The organism is Nocardioides lijunqiniae (genome assembly GCF_015024225.1).
GTDB lineage: Bacteria > Actinomycetota > Actinomycetes > Propionibacteriales > Nocardioidaceae > Nocardioides > Nocardioides lijunqiniae.
The window spans coordinates 102,421-116,659 of sequence record NZ_JACJGM010000009.1 but is presented as its reverse complement, the minus strand read 5'-3'; the positions used below and the strand labels follow the sequence as shown (position 1 = coordinate 116,659).

Sequence of the window (14,239 nt, the reverse complement as noted above, 5' to 3'; positions counted from 1 at the left end):
ATGGCTCGGCTCATCGAGACCAACACCGAGCCGATGCGCTCGGTCGACGTCGACGTGGTCACCCTCGACCTCGTCGAGAACGCGCTGCGCAACGCGCGCTACGAGATGGACGAGGTGCTGTTCCGCACCGCGCTGTCACCGGGGATCCGCGAGCAGCACGACGAGTTCCCGCTGATCGCCAACCACGAGGGCAAGATGATGGTCGGCCAGTTCGGGCTGTCCATCCCCGACTTCCTCGACAACTTCGACGGGACGATCGAGGAGGGTGACGTCCTGCTGACGTCCGACCCCTACTCGTGCGGCGCCGCGATCAGCCACGCCAACGACTGGCTCGTGGTCATCCCGATCTTCTTCGAGGGCCGCATCGTCGGCTGGTCGGCGATGTTCGGGCACATGTCCGACGTGGGCGGCAAGAGCCCGGCCTCCATGCCGACCGACGCGCGCACGATCTTCGAGGAGGGCGTGGTCATCCCGCCGTTCCGGCTCTACAAGGCCGGCGTGCTCGACGACGACGCGCTGCGGATCATCCTCAACCAGGTCCGCAAGCCCGACTGGAACCGCGCCGACCTCAACGGCATCGTCGCGGCCTGCCGCACCGCCGCCCGCCGGGTGCAGGAGCTGTGCGCGCGCTTCGGCGTCGACACCTACAACTCCGCGCTCGACGCGCTCCTCGAGCGCAACTACCGGGCGATGAAGGTGCTCCTCGCGATGGTGTTCGAGGAGGGCCGGACGCTGGAGTTCACCGACTACATCTGCGACGACGGCCTCGGCTACGGGCCGTACGAGCTCAAGCTCAGCCTGACCCGCACCGGCGACAAGGTGCTGCTCGACTTCACCGGCAGCAGTCCGCAGGCCCAGGGGCCGATCAACTACTACATCAACGAGAACCTCGTCCGAATGTTCTTCGGGATCTACATGATCACCGTCGCCGACCCGCAGATCCTGTGGAACGACGGCTTCTACCCGCTCGTGGACGTCGAGATCCCGGACGACTCGTTCTGGAAGCCGACGTACCCCGCCGCGCTCAACGCGCGCAACCACGGCATCGGGCGGGTCTTCGACCTCTTCGGCGGGCTGCTCGGCCAGACCAACCCGGACCTGCTCAACGCCGCCGGCTTCTCCTCCTCGCCGCACTTCATGTACTCCGGCAACTACGGCGAGGGCGACCGCAAGGGCGAGTGGTTCCAGCTCTACTCGATCGGCTTCGGCGGCATCCCCGGCCGCCCGATCGGCGACGGGCCCGACGGGCACTCGCTGTGGCCGTCGTTCGTCAACATCCCCTGCGAGTACCTCGAGTCCTACTACCCGCTGCGCGTCGAGCGCTGGGAGACGGTCACGGACACCGGGGGCGCCGGCCTGCACCGCGGCGGCAACGCCGTGGAGGTCGCCTACCGGTTCCTCGAGGCCGGCACGATCGCCATCCATGACGACCGCTGGCTGACCTACCCGTGGGGCGTCAACGGCGGCGAGCCGGGCGCGCGCAGCCGCAAGTGGCTCGACCGGGCCGACGGGACCAGCGAGGTGCTCGGCAGCAAGGTGCACGACGTGCCCGTGCAGCCCGGCGACCTCCTGCACTTCGTCACCTGGGGCGGGGGCGGCTGGGGCGACCCGCTGGCCCGCGACCCCGAGCTGGTCTCGCTGGAGGTGCGCCGCGGGCTGGTGAGCGCCGAGGGCTCGCGCCGCTACGGCGTGGTCTGCGACGAGGCCGGCACGGTCGACGCCGACGCGACGACGGCGCTGCGCGAGGAGCTGGGCCGCGACCGGCCCTCGCCGCTGCCGACGTTCGACATGGGACCCTCGCTGGAGACCATCCTGGAGAAGAGCCTGGAGGAGACCGGGCTTCCCGCTCCGCGGCCCCCGATCGTCAGGTGACGCCCGTGTCCCACCCCGATCCCCGGCTGGGCGCGGCGTTCGGCGCCGCGCTCCAGCCGGGCACCACCCCGGTGGTGCTCGCCATCGACCTGATGCGCGCGTACTTCGACGCCGACAGCCCGCTCTGCCTGCCCGACGACGCCTGCCTGCACTCCGCGGGCCGCGTGGTCGAGGCGGCGCGCGCGGCGGGCGTGCCGGTGATCCACACGCGGGTCTCGTTCGGGCCCGGGGGCCTCGACGGCGGCGTCTTCTTCCGCAAGGTGCCGGCGCTCGCGAGCCTCGTGGGCGACGGGCCGATGGGCGAGCTGATGGAGCCCGTCGCGCCCCGCGCCGACGAGGTCGTGGTGGTCAAGCAGTACGCCTCGGCGTTCTTCGGCACCACGCTCGCGCCGACGCTGCAGGCGATGGGCGTCGACACGGTCGTCATCGTCGGCGTCAGCACCAGCGGGTGCGTGCGCGCGAGCGCGGTCGACGCCATCCAGCACGGCTTCGTCCCGCTCGTCGTCGCCGACGCCGTGGGCGACCGCGACCCGGGACCGCACGAGGCGAACCTCTTCGACCTCGCCGCCAAGTACGCCGAGGTGGTCGACGAGGCGTCCGCCCTCACCTACCTGCAGGAGCAGCGATGAGCACCGGCCCCACCCGCGTCGAGATCGTGGAGATGTCGCCGCGCGACGGGCTGCAGAACGAGGCGACGGTGCTCTCCACCGCCGACAAGCTCGAGCTCGTCGAGCGGGCGGTGCGCGCGGGCGCCCGGCGCATCGAGGTGACCAGCTTCGTGAACCCGTCGCGGGTGCCGCAGATGGCGGACGCCGACGAGCTCATGGCGGCGCTGCCGCGCCCCGACGGCGTGCGCTACGCCGGCCTGGTGATGAACCAGCGCGGGCTCGACCGCGCCCTGGCCGGCGGGGTCGACGAGATCGACGTCGTCGTGGTCGCCTCCGACACGTTCTGCCGGCGCAACCAGGGCATGAGCACCGCCGAGGCCTGCGTCACCGCCGCGTCGCTCGTGGGGCAGGCCCGCGAGGCGGGTGTCTTCGCGACCGTGACCGTGGCGGCGTCGTTCGGCTGCCCCTTCGAGGGGGAGGTGCCGCTCGCGCGGCTGCGCGAGGTCGTCAGCCGGGTCGTCGACACCGGCCCCGACGAGCTGGCGCTGGCCGACACGATCGGCGTCGCCGTCCCGCGCGACCTCACCGAGCGCTTCGCCCTGGCTCGCCAGGTCGCCGGGGCCGACCTGCCGCTGCGCGTGCACCTGCACGACACCCGCCACACCGGCGTCGCCAACGCCGTCGCGGCCGTCGCGGCCGGCGTCACGACCCTCGACGCGAGCATCGGCGGCGCGGGCGGCTGCCCGTTCGCACCCAACGCGACCGGGAACGTCGCGACCGAGGACCTCGCCTACCTCTTCGCCCGCTCCGGCATCGAGACCGGCCTCGACCTGGCCACCACCGTCGACACCGTCACCTGGCTCGAGGACCGCCTCGGCAAGCGGCTGCCCGGCGCCCTGCTCCGTGCCGGCGGGTTCCCCACCGGGGGTTGAGGAAGGACGACGTCCTGTCTCGAAACCCCTCAACCGAGGCTGTCGTGCGGCTCACCGGGTTTCGAGACGGTCGCTGCGCGACCTCCTCAACCAACGGCGGCTGTGGAGCGGACGACGAGACTCGAACTCGCGACATCGACCTTGGGAAGGTCGCGCTCTACCAACTGAGCTACGTCCGCACTGACCCGGCGGACCGGATCGCGGGCCAGCCTATATCGAGGGCTGCCGCTCCGGTGCGACCACCCGCCCGAGGGTCGGGTGGCGTGGCTCGACGGTGTCGCCCGACGAGCGGCCGGTGAGGCGGCGGTGCACCCAGGGCGCCGCGGAGGTGCGGACCCAGGCGGCGTGCTCGCGCAGCTGCTCGCGGCGCGCGAGCACCGTCAGCTCCCGCAGCGACAGGGGCTGCAGGTCGTGCTCGACGCCCAGCACGTCGAGGACCTCGATGGCCATGCGCTGGTGGCCGGCCGGCCCCATGTGCATGCGGTCGTCGTCCCACAGCCGCCAGTCGCGGTACTCGCGCAGCCGCCAGAAGTCGACGATGTCGGCGCCGTGCCGGTCGGCGCTCTCGCGCACCAGCTCGTTGTAGAGCGCGAAGCGCCCGCGCAGCATCTTGTACGTCGCCGAGCCGCCCGGGTCGAAGGCCGTGAAGACCAGCAGCCGGGCGCCCGTGGCGGCGAGGTCGCCGAGCGCGGCGTCGTAGCGCGCGACCAGCGCGTCGAGGTCGACCCTGGGGCGCAGGATGTCGTTGGCGCCGGCGTAGACGGTCACGAGGTCGGGCTCCAGCGCGAGCGCCGGGCCGAGCTGCTCGGCGAGCACCGCGTCCATCTTGCGGCCGCGGATCGCGAGGTTGGCGTAGCCGAAGTCCTCGCCCCGCGCGTCCTGCCGGGAGCCCAGGACCTCGGCGACCCGGTCGGCCCAGCCGCGCAGCCCGTTGGGGCGGTCCGGGTCGGGGTCGCCGTACCCCTCGGTGAAGGAGTCGCCGAGGGCGACGTAGCGGTGGAAGGACGACGGGGACATGACGCCCATCCTGCCCGGCGGGTGGGCGCTCAGGCCCCGAAGGCCTCGTCGGCCCGATCCACCTCGTGGTGGACGCGCGAGGCGGCCGCGACCAGGTCGAGCGGGTCGTCGGCGCGCAGGGTGTCCTCGACCGACTGGCACTGCGCCGCGAGCGCCACCGCGCCGAGGGCCGCGCTGGAGGAGCGCAGGCTGTGGAGGATGGCGGCGACCGCGGCGCGGTCGCCCTCGGTCGCGGCGACGTCGAGCAGCTCGAGCTGGTGGCGCGACTCGCGGCGCCACGCGTGCACCAGCGACTCGCGGAAGTCGTCGGCGGCCGCGCCGAGGTGCTGGGTGAGCGTGTCGAGGGCGGCGGGGTCGACCGCCGGTCCCGTCGTCGGCGTCGGCTCCGGAGCGGCCGGCGGCTCCGGCTCGGGGGCCGCGCCGCGGCGTACCCGGGCGAGCACCGCGACCAGGTCCTCGGCGCGCACGGGCTTGGCGAGGTGGTCGTCCATCCCCGCCTCCAGGCTCGCGTCGCGGTCGTCGACCATCGCGTTGGCGGTCATCGCCACGATGCGGGGCTGGCGGGCGGCCGGCAGCTCGGCGCGGATCCGCCGGGTGGCCTCGAGGCCGTCCATGACCGGCATCTGCACGTCCATCAGGACCAGGTCGTACGGCGCGCTGCGCACGGCCTCGAGCGCCTCCTGGCCGTTGCCCACCACGACCGGGCGCTGGCCCAGGCGCTCGAGGATCAGGACCGCGACCCGCTGGTTGACCGGGTTGTCCTCGGCGAGCAGCAGCCGCAGCCGCCCGACGTGGTCGAGCGACGCGACGCCGTTGGTCTCGCCCTCGGTGGAGCCCAGCACGCGCGCGACGGTGGTGCGCAGCGCCGCCGCCTTGACCGGCTTGGTGAGGTGCACGGCGTCCGGCACCTGCGGCACCGCGACCCGCTCGCCGAGCGAGGTGAGGAGGATGACCGGGACCGCCTCCCAGCCCTCGAGGCGGCGCAGCGCGGCGGCCAGCCGGGCGCCGTCCAGGCCGGGCATGTTCATGTCGAGGAGCGCGACGTCGTAGGGGCTCGCGGCCTGACCGGCGAGCGCGAGCGCCTGCCCGGGGTGGCCGTGATCGTCGACGGTCATCCCCCAGGCCTCGAGCTGCGCGCGCAGGATGCGGCGGTTGGTGGCGTTGTCGTCGACGACCAGAACGCGCTTGCCGGGCAGCTCGGCCGGGGCGACCCGCACCCGGTCCTCCACCTCGAGGCCCGGTCGCAGCGGCACCACGAGCGTGAACGTCGAGCCGGTGCCGAGGGTGCTGGCGACGTCGAGCCGGCCGTCCATCGCCTCCGCGAGTCGCAGGCTGATCGCCAGGCCCAGCCCGGTGCCGCCGTGGGTGCGCGTCGTGCTGCTGTCGACCTGGCTGAAGGAGCGGAAGAGCCGGTCCATGCGCTCGGCCGGGATGCCGACACCGGTGTCCGCGACGGCGAATGCGAGGGTGCGGCGCCCGTCGGCGTCGGGCTCGTCGCCCACCGAGCTGACGGTCAGCAGCACCTCGCCCCGCTCGGTGAACTTCACGGCGTTGCCGAGCAGGTTGACCAGCACCTGGCGCACGCGGGTCACGTCGCCCTCGACGACGGGGGGCACCTCCGGCTCGATCTGGCAGACCAGGTCGAGCCCCTGCGCGGAGGCCTGGGCGGCCACCAGGTCCAGCGCGCTCTCGACGCAGTCGCGCAGCACGAAGTCGTGCTTCTCCAGCTCGAGCTCACCGGACTCGATCTTCGAGAAGTCCAGGACGTCGTTGATGATCGTGAGCAGGGAGTCGCCGCTGCGTCGCACGGTCTCGGCGTACTCCCGCTGCTCGTCGGTCAGCGGGGTGTCGAGCAGCAGCCCGGACATGCCGATGACGGCGTTCATGGGGGTGCGGATCTCGTGGCTCATCGTGGCCAGGAACGCCGACTTCGCGGCGTTGGCCTCGTCGGCCTCCCGTCGCGCCGCGATCAGCTCCGCGGAGCGCTGCCGGGTGGTGGCGCGCTCGGTCTCGAGGGCCTCGGCCATCTCGTCGAGGCCCCGTCCGATCGCCTTGAGCTCCCCCGGCCCCTCGGCCGTGCTGCGCGTGCCGAGGTCGCCGTCGCGCAGGTGGCCGATGGTGCTCAGGAGGCCCTCGACCGGCTTCACGATCGACGCGGTGAGGGTCCGGGTGCGCCGGCGCACCACGAGCAGCCCGACCACCAGCACGAGCACCTGCAGGGCGAAGGACACCAGCACCGCCCGCTGCTGGAGCTCCTCCGCGTTGTCGCGCAGGTCGTTGGCCGCAGCTTCGGTATCGGCGTTCGCGGCGCGGTAGGTCTCGAAGAGCACCCGGCCGGTGTCGACGAAGATGCGCTTCTCGGCGCCGCGGTCGTTGGCCGCGATCTCGCGCCCGTCACGCACCGCCCGCACGGCCCACCGCTCCGACCACCGGTCGATGGCCTCCTCCTGGGTGTCCAGGAGGGCGAGCAGGTCCGGGTCGTCGGCGAGGTCCTCGCGCGCCTGGGCGAGGTGCTCCTCGAGGTCCGCGACGCCCTTCTCGTACGGCGCCAGGTCGGAGTCGTTGCCGGTGATCAGGAAGGCGCGCAGACCGGTCTCCTGGTCGAGCATCGCCAGGTGCGCGAGCCGGATCTCGCGACCGGCGTCGGAGGCGCGGGCGGTCACCGGGTCGGCGTGGAGGCCGAGGTAGCCGAGCAGCGCGATGTTCGTCAGCGCCGCTCCCGCCACCGCCAGGATCGCGGTCCTGCTGACGCGACCGACCTGACGAGAGAGCTGCACGGTCCAGGGTCCCACGAGACCGGCGCTTCGCCGGTACTTCAGGCACTAAGGTCGTGCCGTGCTTCTCAGCGACCGCGACATCCTGGCCGAGATCGACGCCGGCCGGGTGGCCATGGACCCGTGGGACCCCGCGATGCTGCAGCCGTCGTCCATCGACGTGCGGCTCGACCGCTTCTTCCGGGTCTTCGAGAACCACCGCTACCCCCACATCGACCCGGCGGCCGACCAGTCGGACCTGACCCGCGAGGTCGAGCCCGAGGGCGACGAGCCGTTCATCCTGCACCCGGGGGAGTTCGTGCTCGGGTCGACCTACGAGGTCGTCTCGCTGCCCGACGACGTCGCCGCCCGGGTGGAGGGCAAGTCCTCGCTGGGCCGGCTGGGGCTGCTGACCCACGCCACCGCGGGCTTCGTGGACCCCGGCTTCTCCGGCCACGTCACCCTCGAGCTGGCCAACGTCGCCACGCTGCCGATCAAGCTCTACCCCGGCATGAAGATCGGTCAGTTCTGCTTCTTCCGGCTCACCTCGCCCTCCGAGCACCCCTACGGCTCGGAGAAGTACGGCTCGCGCTACCAGGGCCAGCGCGGCCCGACGCCGTCGCGCTCGTTCCAGAACTTCCACCGCACCTCGATCTGACAGCGGCCCGGATCCCGCGTAAGGTCGTCCTAACTTAGGACTGCCTAACCGAGGATCTCGCCGATGACCACGACCGCTTCCGCCACGTCCAACGCGCTGCCGCTCCTCCTCGAGCGCGTCGAGGTGGTCTCGGTCGACCGGCTCTCGCCCAGCTTCGTGCGGGTCGAGCTGGGCTCGCCGGCGCTCGCGGAGTTCGGGGTCGAGGGGCCGCTGCTCGACCAGCGCATCAAGCTGATCTTTCCCGGCACCGACGGGCTGCCCGACGTGGCCGGCATCGACGAGGCCGCGATGGCGGCGTGGTACGCGCGGCCGGCCGAGGAGCGCGGGCACATGCGCACCTACACCGTGCGCGACGTCCGCGGCACCGGCGCCGACACCCGCCTGGTCGTCGACATCGTGCTCCACATCGGCCACGGCCCGGTGGGCCCCGGCGCCGCCTGGGCCGAGCAGGTCGCCGTCGGCGACGGCGTGGTCGTGATGGCGCCGCGCCGCGGCATGCCCTACGGCGGCATCGAGTTCGTCCCCGGCGCGGCCGACCGGCTGCTGCTGGCCGGCGACGAGACCGCCGTACCGGCGATCGCGAGCATCCTGTCCGCCCTGCCGGCCGACGCCCGCGGCGCGGCCTTCCTCGAGGTGCCGCTGACGGCCGACGTCCAGACCCTGCGCCACCCCGAGGGCGTCCGCGTCACCTGGCTGCCGCGCGACGGCGCCGAGCGCGGCGTCGCCGTGATGCAGGCGGTGCTCGACCACCTGGGCGCGCCCCTGGAGCTGCCCCCGATCGACGCCGTCGACGACGTCGACCCCGACCTGTGGGAGACCCCCACCTACTCCTCCTCCGGCGAGGACATCGACGAGGCCGTCAGCGTGGTCGGTCACGACCTCGACGGCCTCTACGCCTGGATCGCGGGGGAGTCCAAGGTCGTCACCGGCCTGCGCCGCGCCCTGGTCAAGGACCTCGAGGTCGACCGCCGGCAGGTGGCGTTCATGGGCTACTGGCGGCTCGGCGTCGCCATGAAGTCCTGAGGACCGTCCGCTAGGCCGGAGGCACCGAGGGCTCCTTGCCGAGCCCCGCCACGGCGACCAGGATCAGCGCGGTGCCGGCGACCCCGGCGAGCCCGATCCGCTCGTCGAGGAACGCGGCGGCCACCACGGCGGCGGTCGCCGGCTCGAGCAGGGTGGCGATCACCGCCGCACTGCCCGAGGTGGTGCGCAGGCCGGCGTACAGCAGGCCGTAGGCCAGCGCCATCGTGACCAGGCCCAGGTAGGCGAGCGTGGAAACGGCGACCGGGTCGGCGGTGACGACCGGGCTGCCGGCCAGGCCGCTGAGCAGCGCGAGCGGCAGCAGGACGACGGCGCCGACGGACGTGGTGACGGTGGTCAGGGCCAGCGGCGCGTGGCCCTGCGCGAGCGGGCGGCCCAGGACCGTCGTCAGTGCGTACGCCGACCCGGAGCCGACCGCCGCGAGCACGCCGAGCAGGGGGTTCGGCCCGGTGTCGCCGCCCGCCCCGAGGCTGACGAGCAGCAGGCCGCACACCGCGGCCGCGAGCACGAGCAGCCTCGAGGGCGAGGGTGTCCGGCGGGCGCGCACGGACTCGCCGACGGTCAGCAGCACCGGCGCGAGGCCCAGGCTGACGACGGTGGCGACGGAGACGCCGACCTGCACCACGGCGCCGAAGTAGAGCGCCTGGTACGCCGCCGTGCCGGCCCCGACGAGCACCGCCCGGCGTGGCTGCGCGCGCAGCAGGGTGGCCACGGCCCCGAGCCGGCGCAGCGCGACGACCGCGAGGCCGAGCACGGCCGCGGCGATGAGCATCCGGTAGGCGCTGACGACCAGGACCGACATCGGCGTGGCCTCGCGGACCACCTGGACGGCGAGGCCCCCGGTGCCCCAGAGGACGCCGGCGAGCGAGATCTGCAGCAGGCCCAGACGGGTCGGGTGCGGGTGACTGACGTGGTGCCTGGGGTGATGCACGGTGCTCCTGGACGGTCCGCGGGTGGGGGCGTCGGAGCGCGCGGCGCGGGCTCCGGTCAGACGACCGGAGGCGGCGGGAGGGTGCCGAGGAGGTGACGGGTCACAGGTCGATGGTGGCAGACGCCGGCGGGGAGCCGCACCCGACTTCCCGGGGAGCGCTCGGCGGGCGGGGCCTCAGGAGTCCAGGCGGTCCGCGATCGCGCGGAGCCGGCGGGCGGTGCGCTCGTGGCGGCGCGCGGGGCGCCGCGGCTGCGACGCCTTGGCGACGCGCTCGTCGATCTGGTGGCGGGCGAGGGTCAGCATCAGGGGGTCGAAGGCGCTCATGGTGGTGCTCCGTTCGGTGGGGGTGGCAGTGCGTGTGGTGCGGGTGCGGTGGGTGGGGTGCGGATGGCGGCTCAGACCTCGGTGAGGACCACGTCGCCGCTGACGGTCTTGGTGCGGACCTCGACGTGGTCGACGCCCTCCTCGGGCTGGCCCGCGCCCTGCAGGGTGGAGTGGATGCGGCCGGTGATGGTGGAGATGTCGGTCCAGACCGGGACCCCGGCGGGGATGCCGATCCGGACGTCGCCCGAGGCGCCCTTGACCGTGAACCGGCCGCGGCTGGCGGTGCTGATGTGCAGGTCGCCGCTGCCCGTGGACAGCGAGACGTCGTGGGTGGCCTCGACGACCTTGAGGTCCCCGGAGCCGGTCTTGACGGTCGCCGGGCCGTTGTTGGTGCCGACCTGCACGTCGCCCGACCCGGTGGAGACCGCCACGGCCGACGCGGTGTGCTCGACGTGGACGTCGCCGGAGCCGCTCTTGATCCGCAGCTCGGAGTCGGCCCGCTCGATGCGGATGTCGCCCGAGCCGGTCTCGACGGTGGCCGGCCGCCCGAAGGCCTCGAGCGTGACGTCGCCCGAGCCGCTCTTGACCTGCCCCGCGCCGAAGGCGCCGCGGCAGTCGACGTCGGCGCTGCCGCTCTTGACGGCCACGTCGCTGTCGGTGGGCACGGTGACGACCACGTGCAGCGCGGAGTCGCCGCTCAGGAAGCCGCCGCGCTGGCGGGGGGCGACGACGGTGAGCTGGTCGCCGGACTGCTCGACGAGCACGTCGGCGGCGTCGCGTCCGGAGATCTCGACGTGGGACTCGGTGGTGTCGGTGGCGCTCACCCGCACCGAGCCCTTGCCGAGCTCGACGTACAGGCGCACGGGGTGCCGGGTCTCGAAGTGGTGCACGGTCATGGCGGTCCTCTTTCGGGTGTGCTCGTCCGCGGGGCCGGCCTGGCGCCGGTCCCGGGTGGTGGGTGGGTGTCTGCTAGATCCAGCCGGTCATGCGGCGACCGGGCTTGTTGCCGCCCCCGAAGGGGTCCTTGCCGAGGAACGGGATGCTCGACAGATCGATGTCGACGTTGATCGAGCCGTGGTGGGTGGCCGAGCGCACGACGTTGACGAGCCAGGTGTTGAGCGACTGGCCGGCCTGCGCGGCGGCGTCCTCGGCGCGGGTCTTGACGGACTCGGGCAGCCGCAGGGTGATGCGCGCGACGCCGCCGTCCTCCTCGGCCTCGCCCCCGGGTGCCGGCGTGGCCGGGGCCACAGGCGGCGCCGTCGGGGCCGGGGCGGGCGTGTCGACGACGAAGTCGAGCTCGCGGCCGCTCAGCCGCACGTCGACCCCGCCGGCCGGCATCTCGGCGGTGATCTCGGAGGCCGCCTGGGAGATGGCCTCCATCAGCGCGAGGCGGGCGGCGGGGTCGAGCGCGAAGCCGAGGCGCTCGGCGATCTCACGGGCCTCCGGCCCCGCGCCCTCGGCCGCGGCCAGGAGGTCCCGGCGGAGGCTGTCGACGTACGGCGTGATGTCCATGTGCACCACTCTGACGCCACTGTGACGTCATGTCAAGGTCGCGTGACGCCAGAATGGCGTCGCGGTGACGCCACCGTCGGAAATGCGAGGTGACAATCGTGTTTCAACGAGCCCTCAGCGGGGAATCGGGCCCGTGGTCCACTCCCGGATCGCACCACCAGGATCGGTAGAGAAGAGGCCGCTCGATGGCGAGCTCCCTGTCCGTCCCCGTCGCCATGGCGAGCGACACGATCATCTCGGCCAGCTGGGTCGACTACCTGATCGTGCTGCTGTACTTCGCGGTCGTCCTCGGCATCGGCGTCGTCGCCCGACGGCAGGTGTCGGACTCGGTCGACTTCTTCCTGTCGGGGCGCTCGCTGCCCGCGTGGGTGACCGGCCTGGCGTTCATCTCCGCCAACCTCGGCGCGGTCGAGATCATGGGCATGTCGGCCAACGGCGCCCAGTTCGGTCTCCCCGCCGTCCACTACTTCTGGATCGGCGCCATCCCGGCCATGCTGTTCCTCGGCGTCGTGATGATGCCGTTCTACTACGGCTCCAAGGTGCGCTCGGTCCCCGAGTTCATGTTCCGCCGCTTCGGCACCGGCGCCCACCTGGTCAACTCGATCTCGTTCGCGGTCGCGCAGCTGCTCATCGCCGGCATCAACCTCTACCTGCTCGGCACGATCATCCGCGCGCTGCTCGGGTGGAACCTCTTCCTCGCGCTGCTCGTCGCGGCGGTCATCGTGCTGTCCTACATCACCCTCGGCGGCCTCTCCGCCGCGATCTACAACGAGGTCCTGCAGTTCTTCGTCATCGTCGCGGCGCTGCTCCCGCTCACGCTGCTCGGCCTGCACCAGGTCGGCGGCTGGGGCGGCCTCAAGGACAAGATCACCGAGAACGCCGGCACCGGCGGCGCCCCGCCGGCCGCCGACCAGCTCAACTCCTGGCCCGGCACGGCGCTCACCGGCTTCAACTCCGACTTCCTCTCGGTCGTGGGCATCGTCTTCGGTCTCGGGTTCGTGCTCTCGTTCGGCTACTGGACGACGAACTTCGTCGAGGTCCAGCGCGCCATGGCCACCGACTCCATCTCGTCGGCGCGCAAGACGCCGATCATCGGCGCCTTCCCCAAGATCCTGGTTCCGTTCATCACGATCCTGCCCGGCATGATCGCGGCGGTCCTGGTCACCGAGATCGCGCAGACCAAGGCGGGGGAGACCGTCGAGGGCGGGGCCGGCGGGACGGTGCAGTACAACGACTCGCTGATCCTGCTGATGCGCGACCTGCTCCCCAACGGCCTGCTCGGCGTGGCGATCGCCGGTCTGCTGGCGGCGTTCATGGCCGGCATGGCGGCCAACATCTCGGCGTTCAACACCGTGTTCAGCTACGACCTGTGGCAGCGGTACTTCGTCAAGGACCGCGACGACTCCTACTACCTCAAGGTCGGCCGGCTCGCGACGGTCGGCGCCACGGTGATCGCCGTGGGCACCGCGCAGCTGGCGGCGAACTTCTCGAACATCATGGACTACCTCCAGACGCTGTTCGGGTTCTTCAACGCCCCGCTGTTCGCGACCTTCATCCTCGGCATGTTCTGGAAGCGGATGACCGCGACCGCCGGCTGGACCGGTCTGGTCAGCGGCACGTTGGCGGCCATCGTGGTCGGGATCATCTCCACCGACGTCCTGGGCGGCCTCAGCCAGGGCTGGATCTCGCTCAGCGGCCAGGGTGCGTCGTTCGTGGCCGCCGGCGCGGCGTTCGTCGTCGACATCGTGGTGAGCGTCGTCGTCTCGCTGATGACCAAGCCGAAGCCACCCGAGGAGCTGCGCGGGCTCGTCTACTCCGAGACCCCGCGGGAGGACCTGGTCGACGCCAACGAGGCGACCTACCCGTGGTACCGCCGTACGATGCCGCTCGCCGGTGTCGCGCTCGCCATCGTCATCGTCCTGAACTTCGTCTTCTGAGGAGCAACGCATGACTGCCAACGGCACTTCCGAGCGCAAGCACCAGGCCGGCGCCTTCGACATCCGCAACATCATCGGCGGCCTGATCGGCGTCTACGGCGTGATCCTCACCCTCATGGGCCTCTTCGGCGACCCCGAGACCGAGAAGACCGGCGGCCCCAACGCCAACCTGTGGGCGGGCCTGATCATGCTCGCCGTGGGCCTGGCCTTCATCGCCTGGGCCCGCATCCGCCCGGTCGTCGTCCCCGAGCACGTCGACTCCGACGACGCCGCCTCCTAGGGGCAGGACCCGCACCTCGTCACCGCGCCCGGCCACCCGTGGCGCTGCAGCACCCGCGCGACCTTGACGGCGGTCGAGCAGCCCCGCCCGAACACCTGGGCGTAGCCGAGCCGCACGGTCGCGGCGCCGTACGTCGCCGCGTCGAGGTCCCGCTCGAGGTCGCGGTCGCGTGCCTCGGTGGAGTCGTGGAACAGCCGACCGTCCAGCTCGACGACGACCCCGCCGTAGTCGACGTCGCGATAGACGGTCGCGCCTCGCTCCCGGTGGCTCACGCTCCGCCGTGGTGCGCCGTGACCCGCACGCGTCGGCCAGGGCCGCGACGGCGCCGAGGTCGTCGGCCGCATCGGCTGCCACGTCGATGATCGCGTCGTCGT

Annotated in this window: 14 protein-coding genes and 1 tRNA gene; 7 read left to right on the top strand and 8 right to left on the bottom strand. The window is 72.6% G+C overall.

The window, feature by feature from the left end; all coding sequences use genetic code 11:
- Genes IRQ30_RS08180 through IRQ30_RS08170 form a run of 3 tightly spaced genes read left to right on the top strand, consistent with a single transcriptional unit; the run spans position 1 to position 3,412 of the window.
- A complete protein-coding gene (locus IRQ30_RS08180; RefSeq protein WP_193612434.1) occupies positions 1-1,872 on the top strand; it encodes a hydantoinase B/oxoprolinase family protein in 1,872 nt (623 codons plus the stop codon).
- Positions 1,873-1,877: 5 nt separating this feature from the next.
- Complete coding sequence (locus tag IRQ30_RS08175; RefSeq protein ID WP_338087865.1) at positions 1,878-2,501, top strand: isochorismatase family protein; 624 nt, start codon at positions 1,878-1,880, stop codon at positions 2,499-2,501.
- A complete protein-coding gene (locus tag IRQ30_RS08170) occupies positions 2,498-3,412 on the top strand; it encodes a hydroxymethylglutaryl-CoA lyase (RefSeq protein ID WP_193612433.1) in 915 nt (304 codons plus the stop codon). The genes IRQ30_RS08175 and IRQ30_RS08170 overlap by 4 nt, the downstream gene beginning before the upstream one ends.
- Positions 3,413-3,515: 103 nt before the next feature.
- On the opposite strand, the gene IRQ30_RS08165 is transcribed toward IRQ30_RS08170, so the two are convergent.
- From IRQ30_RS08165 to IRQ30_RS08155, 3 genes are all read right to left on the bottom strand, one after another.
- Positions 3,516-3,591: transfer RNA gene (locus IRQ30_RS08165), tRNA-Gly, on the bottom strand.
- Positions 3,592-3,622: 31 nt separating this feature from the next.
- Positions 3,623-4,429 carry an SGNH/GDSL hydrolase family protein gene (locus tag IRQ30_RS08160; protein ID WP_193612432.1) on the bottom strand — a complete coding sequence of 269 codons (807 nt, stop codon included), beginning with the start codon at positions 4,427-4,429 and terminating at the stop codon, positions 3,623-3,625.
- Positions 4,430-4,458: 29 nt separating this feature from the next.
- Complete coding sequence (locus IRQ30_RS08155; RefSeq protein WP_193612431.1) at positions 4,459-7,206, bottom strand: response regulator; 2,748 nt, start codon at positions 7,204-7,206, stop codon at positions 4,459-4,461.
- Positions 7,207-7,264: 58 nt separating this feature from the next.
- Between IRQ30_RS08155 and dcd the strand changes: the two genes are divergently transcribed.
- Together dcd and IRQ30_RS08145 are read left to right on the top strand one after the other, a co-directional pair.
- Complete coding sequence (gene dcd / locus IRQ30_RS08150; protein ID WP_193608618.1) at positions 7,265-7,840, top strand: dCTP deaminase; 576 nt, start codon at positions 7,265-7,267, stop codon at positions 7,838-7,840.
- A 63-nt stretch (positions 7,841-7,903) separates the two neighbouring features.
- Complete coding sequence (locus IRQ30_RS08145) at positions 7,904-8,863, top strand: siderophore-interacting protein (RefSeq protein WP_193612430.1); 960 nt, start codon at positions 7,904-7,906, stop codon at positions 8,861-8,863.
- Between the two features lie 10 nt (positions 8,864-8,873).
- Here the strand turns inward: IRQ30_RS08145 and IRQ30_RS08140 are convergent, their stop codons facing one another.
- The 4 genes from IRQ30_RS08140 to IRQ30_RS08125 all read right to left on the bottom strand — a co-directional run bounded on the left by IRQ30_RS08140 (position 8,874) and on the right by IRQ30_RS08125 (position 11,648).
- Positions 8,874-9,812, bottom strand: coding sequence for a DMT family transporter (locus IRQ30_RS08140; protein WP_338089619.1), 939 nt, complete (start codon positions 9,810-9,812; stop codon positions 8,874-8,876).
- A 174-nt stretch (positions 9,813-9,986) separates the two neighbouring features.
- The gene (locus tag IRQ30_RS08135) at positions 9,987-10,136 is read right to left on the bottom strand and encodes a hypothetical protein (protein ID WP_193608616.1); all 150 of its coding nucleotides are present in this window, start codon (positions 10,134-10,136) and stop codon (positions 9,987-9,989) included.
- A 71-nt stretch (positions 10,137-10,207) separates the two neighbouring features.
- On the bottom strand, positions 10,208-11,032 hold the full coding sequence (locus IRQ30_RS08130) for a DUF4097 family beta strand repeat-containing protein (RefSeq protein WP_193612429.1): 825 nt from the start codon (positions 11,030-11,032) through the stop codon (positions 10,208-10,210).
- A 73-nt stretch (positions 11,033-11,105) separates the two neighbouring features.
- A complete protein-coding gene (locus IRQ30_RS08125) occupies positions 11,106-11,648 on the bottom strand; it encodes a pilus assembly protein HicB (protein WP_193612428.1) in 543 nt (180 codons plus the stop codon).
- A gap of 215 nt (positions 11,649-11,863) precedes the next feature.
- Here IRQ30_RS08125 and IRQ30_RS08120 point away from each other — a divergent pair, with 215 nt between their 5' ends.
- Together IRQ30_RS08120 and IRQ30_RS08115 are read left to right on the top strand one after the other, a co-directional pair.
- Complete coding sequence (locus IRQ30_RS08120; protein WP_193612491.1) at positions 11,864-13,585, top strand: sodium:solute symporter family protein; 1,722 nt, start codon at positions 11,864-11,866, stop codon at positions 13,583-13,585.
- 10 nt (positions 13,586-13,595) lie between these two features.
- Positions 13,596-13,865: a hypothetical protein gene (locus tag IRQ30_RS08115; RefSeq protein WP_193612427.1), complete on the top strand. Its 270-nt coding sequence runs from the start codon at positions 13,596-13,598 to the stop codon at positions 13,863-13,865.
- Here IRQ30_RS08115 and IRQ30_RS23300 read toward each other — a convergent pair.
- Positions 13,862-14,137: a hypothetical protein gene (locus IRQ30_RS23300; protein WP_227467205.1), complete on the bottom strand. Its 276-nt coding sequence runs from the start codon at positions 14,135-14,137 to the stop codon at positions 13,862-13,864. The two genes, IRQ30_RS08115 and IRQ30_RS23300, sit on opposite strands and share 4 nt — an antisense overlap.
- Between the last annotated feature and the right edge of the window lie 102 nt (positions 14,138-14,239).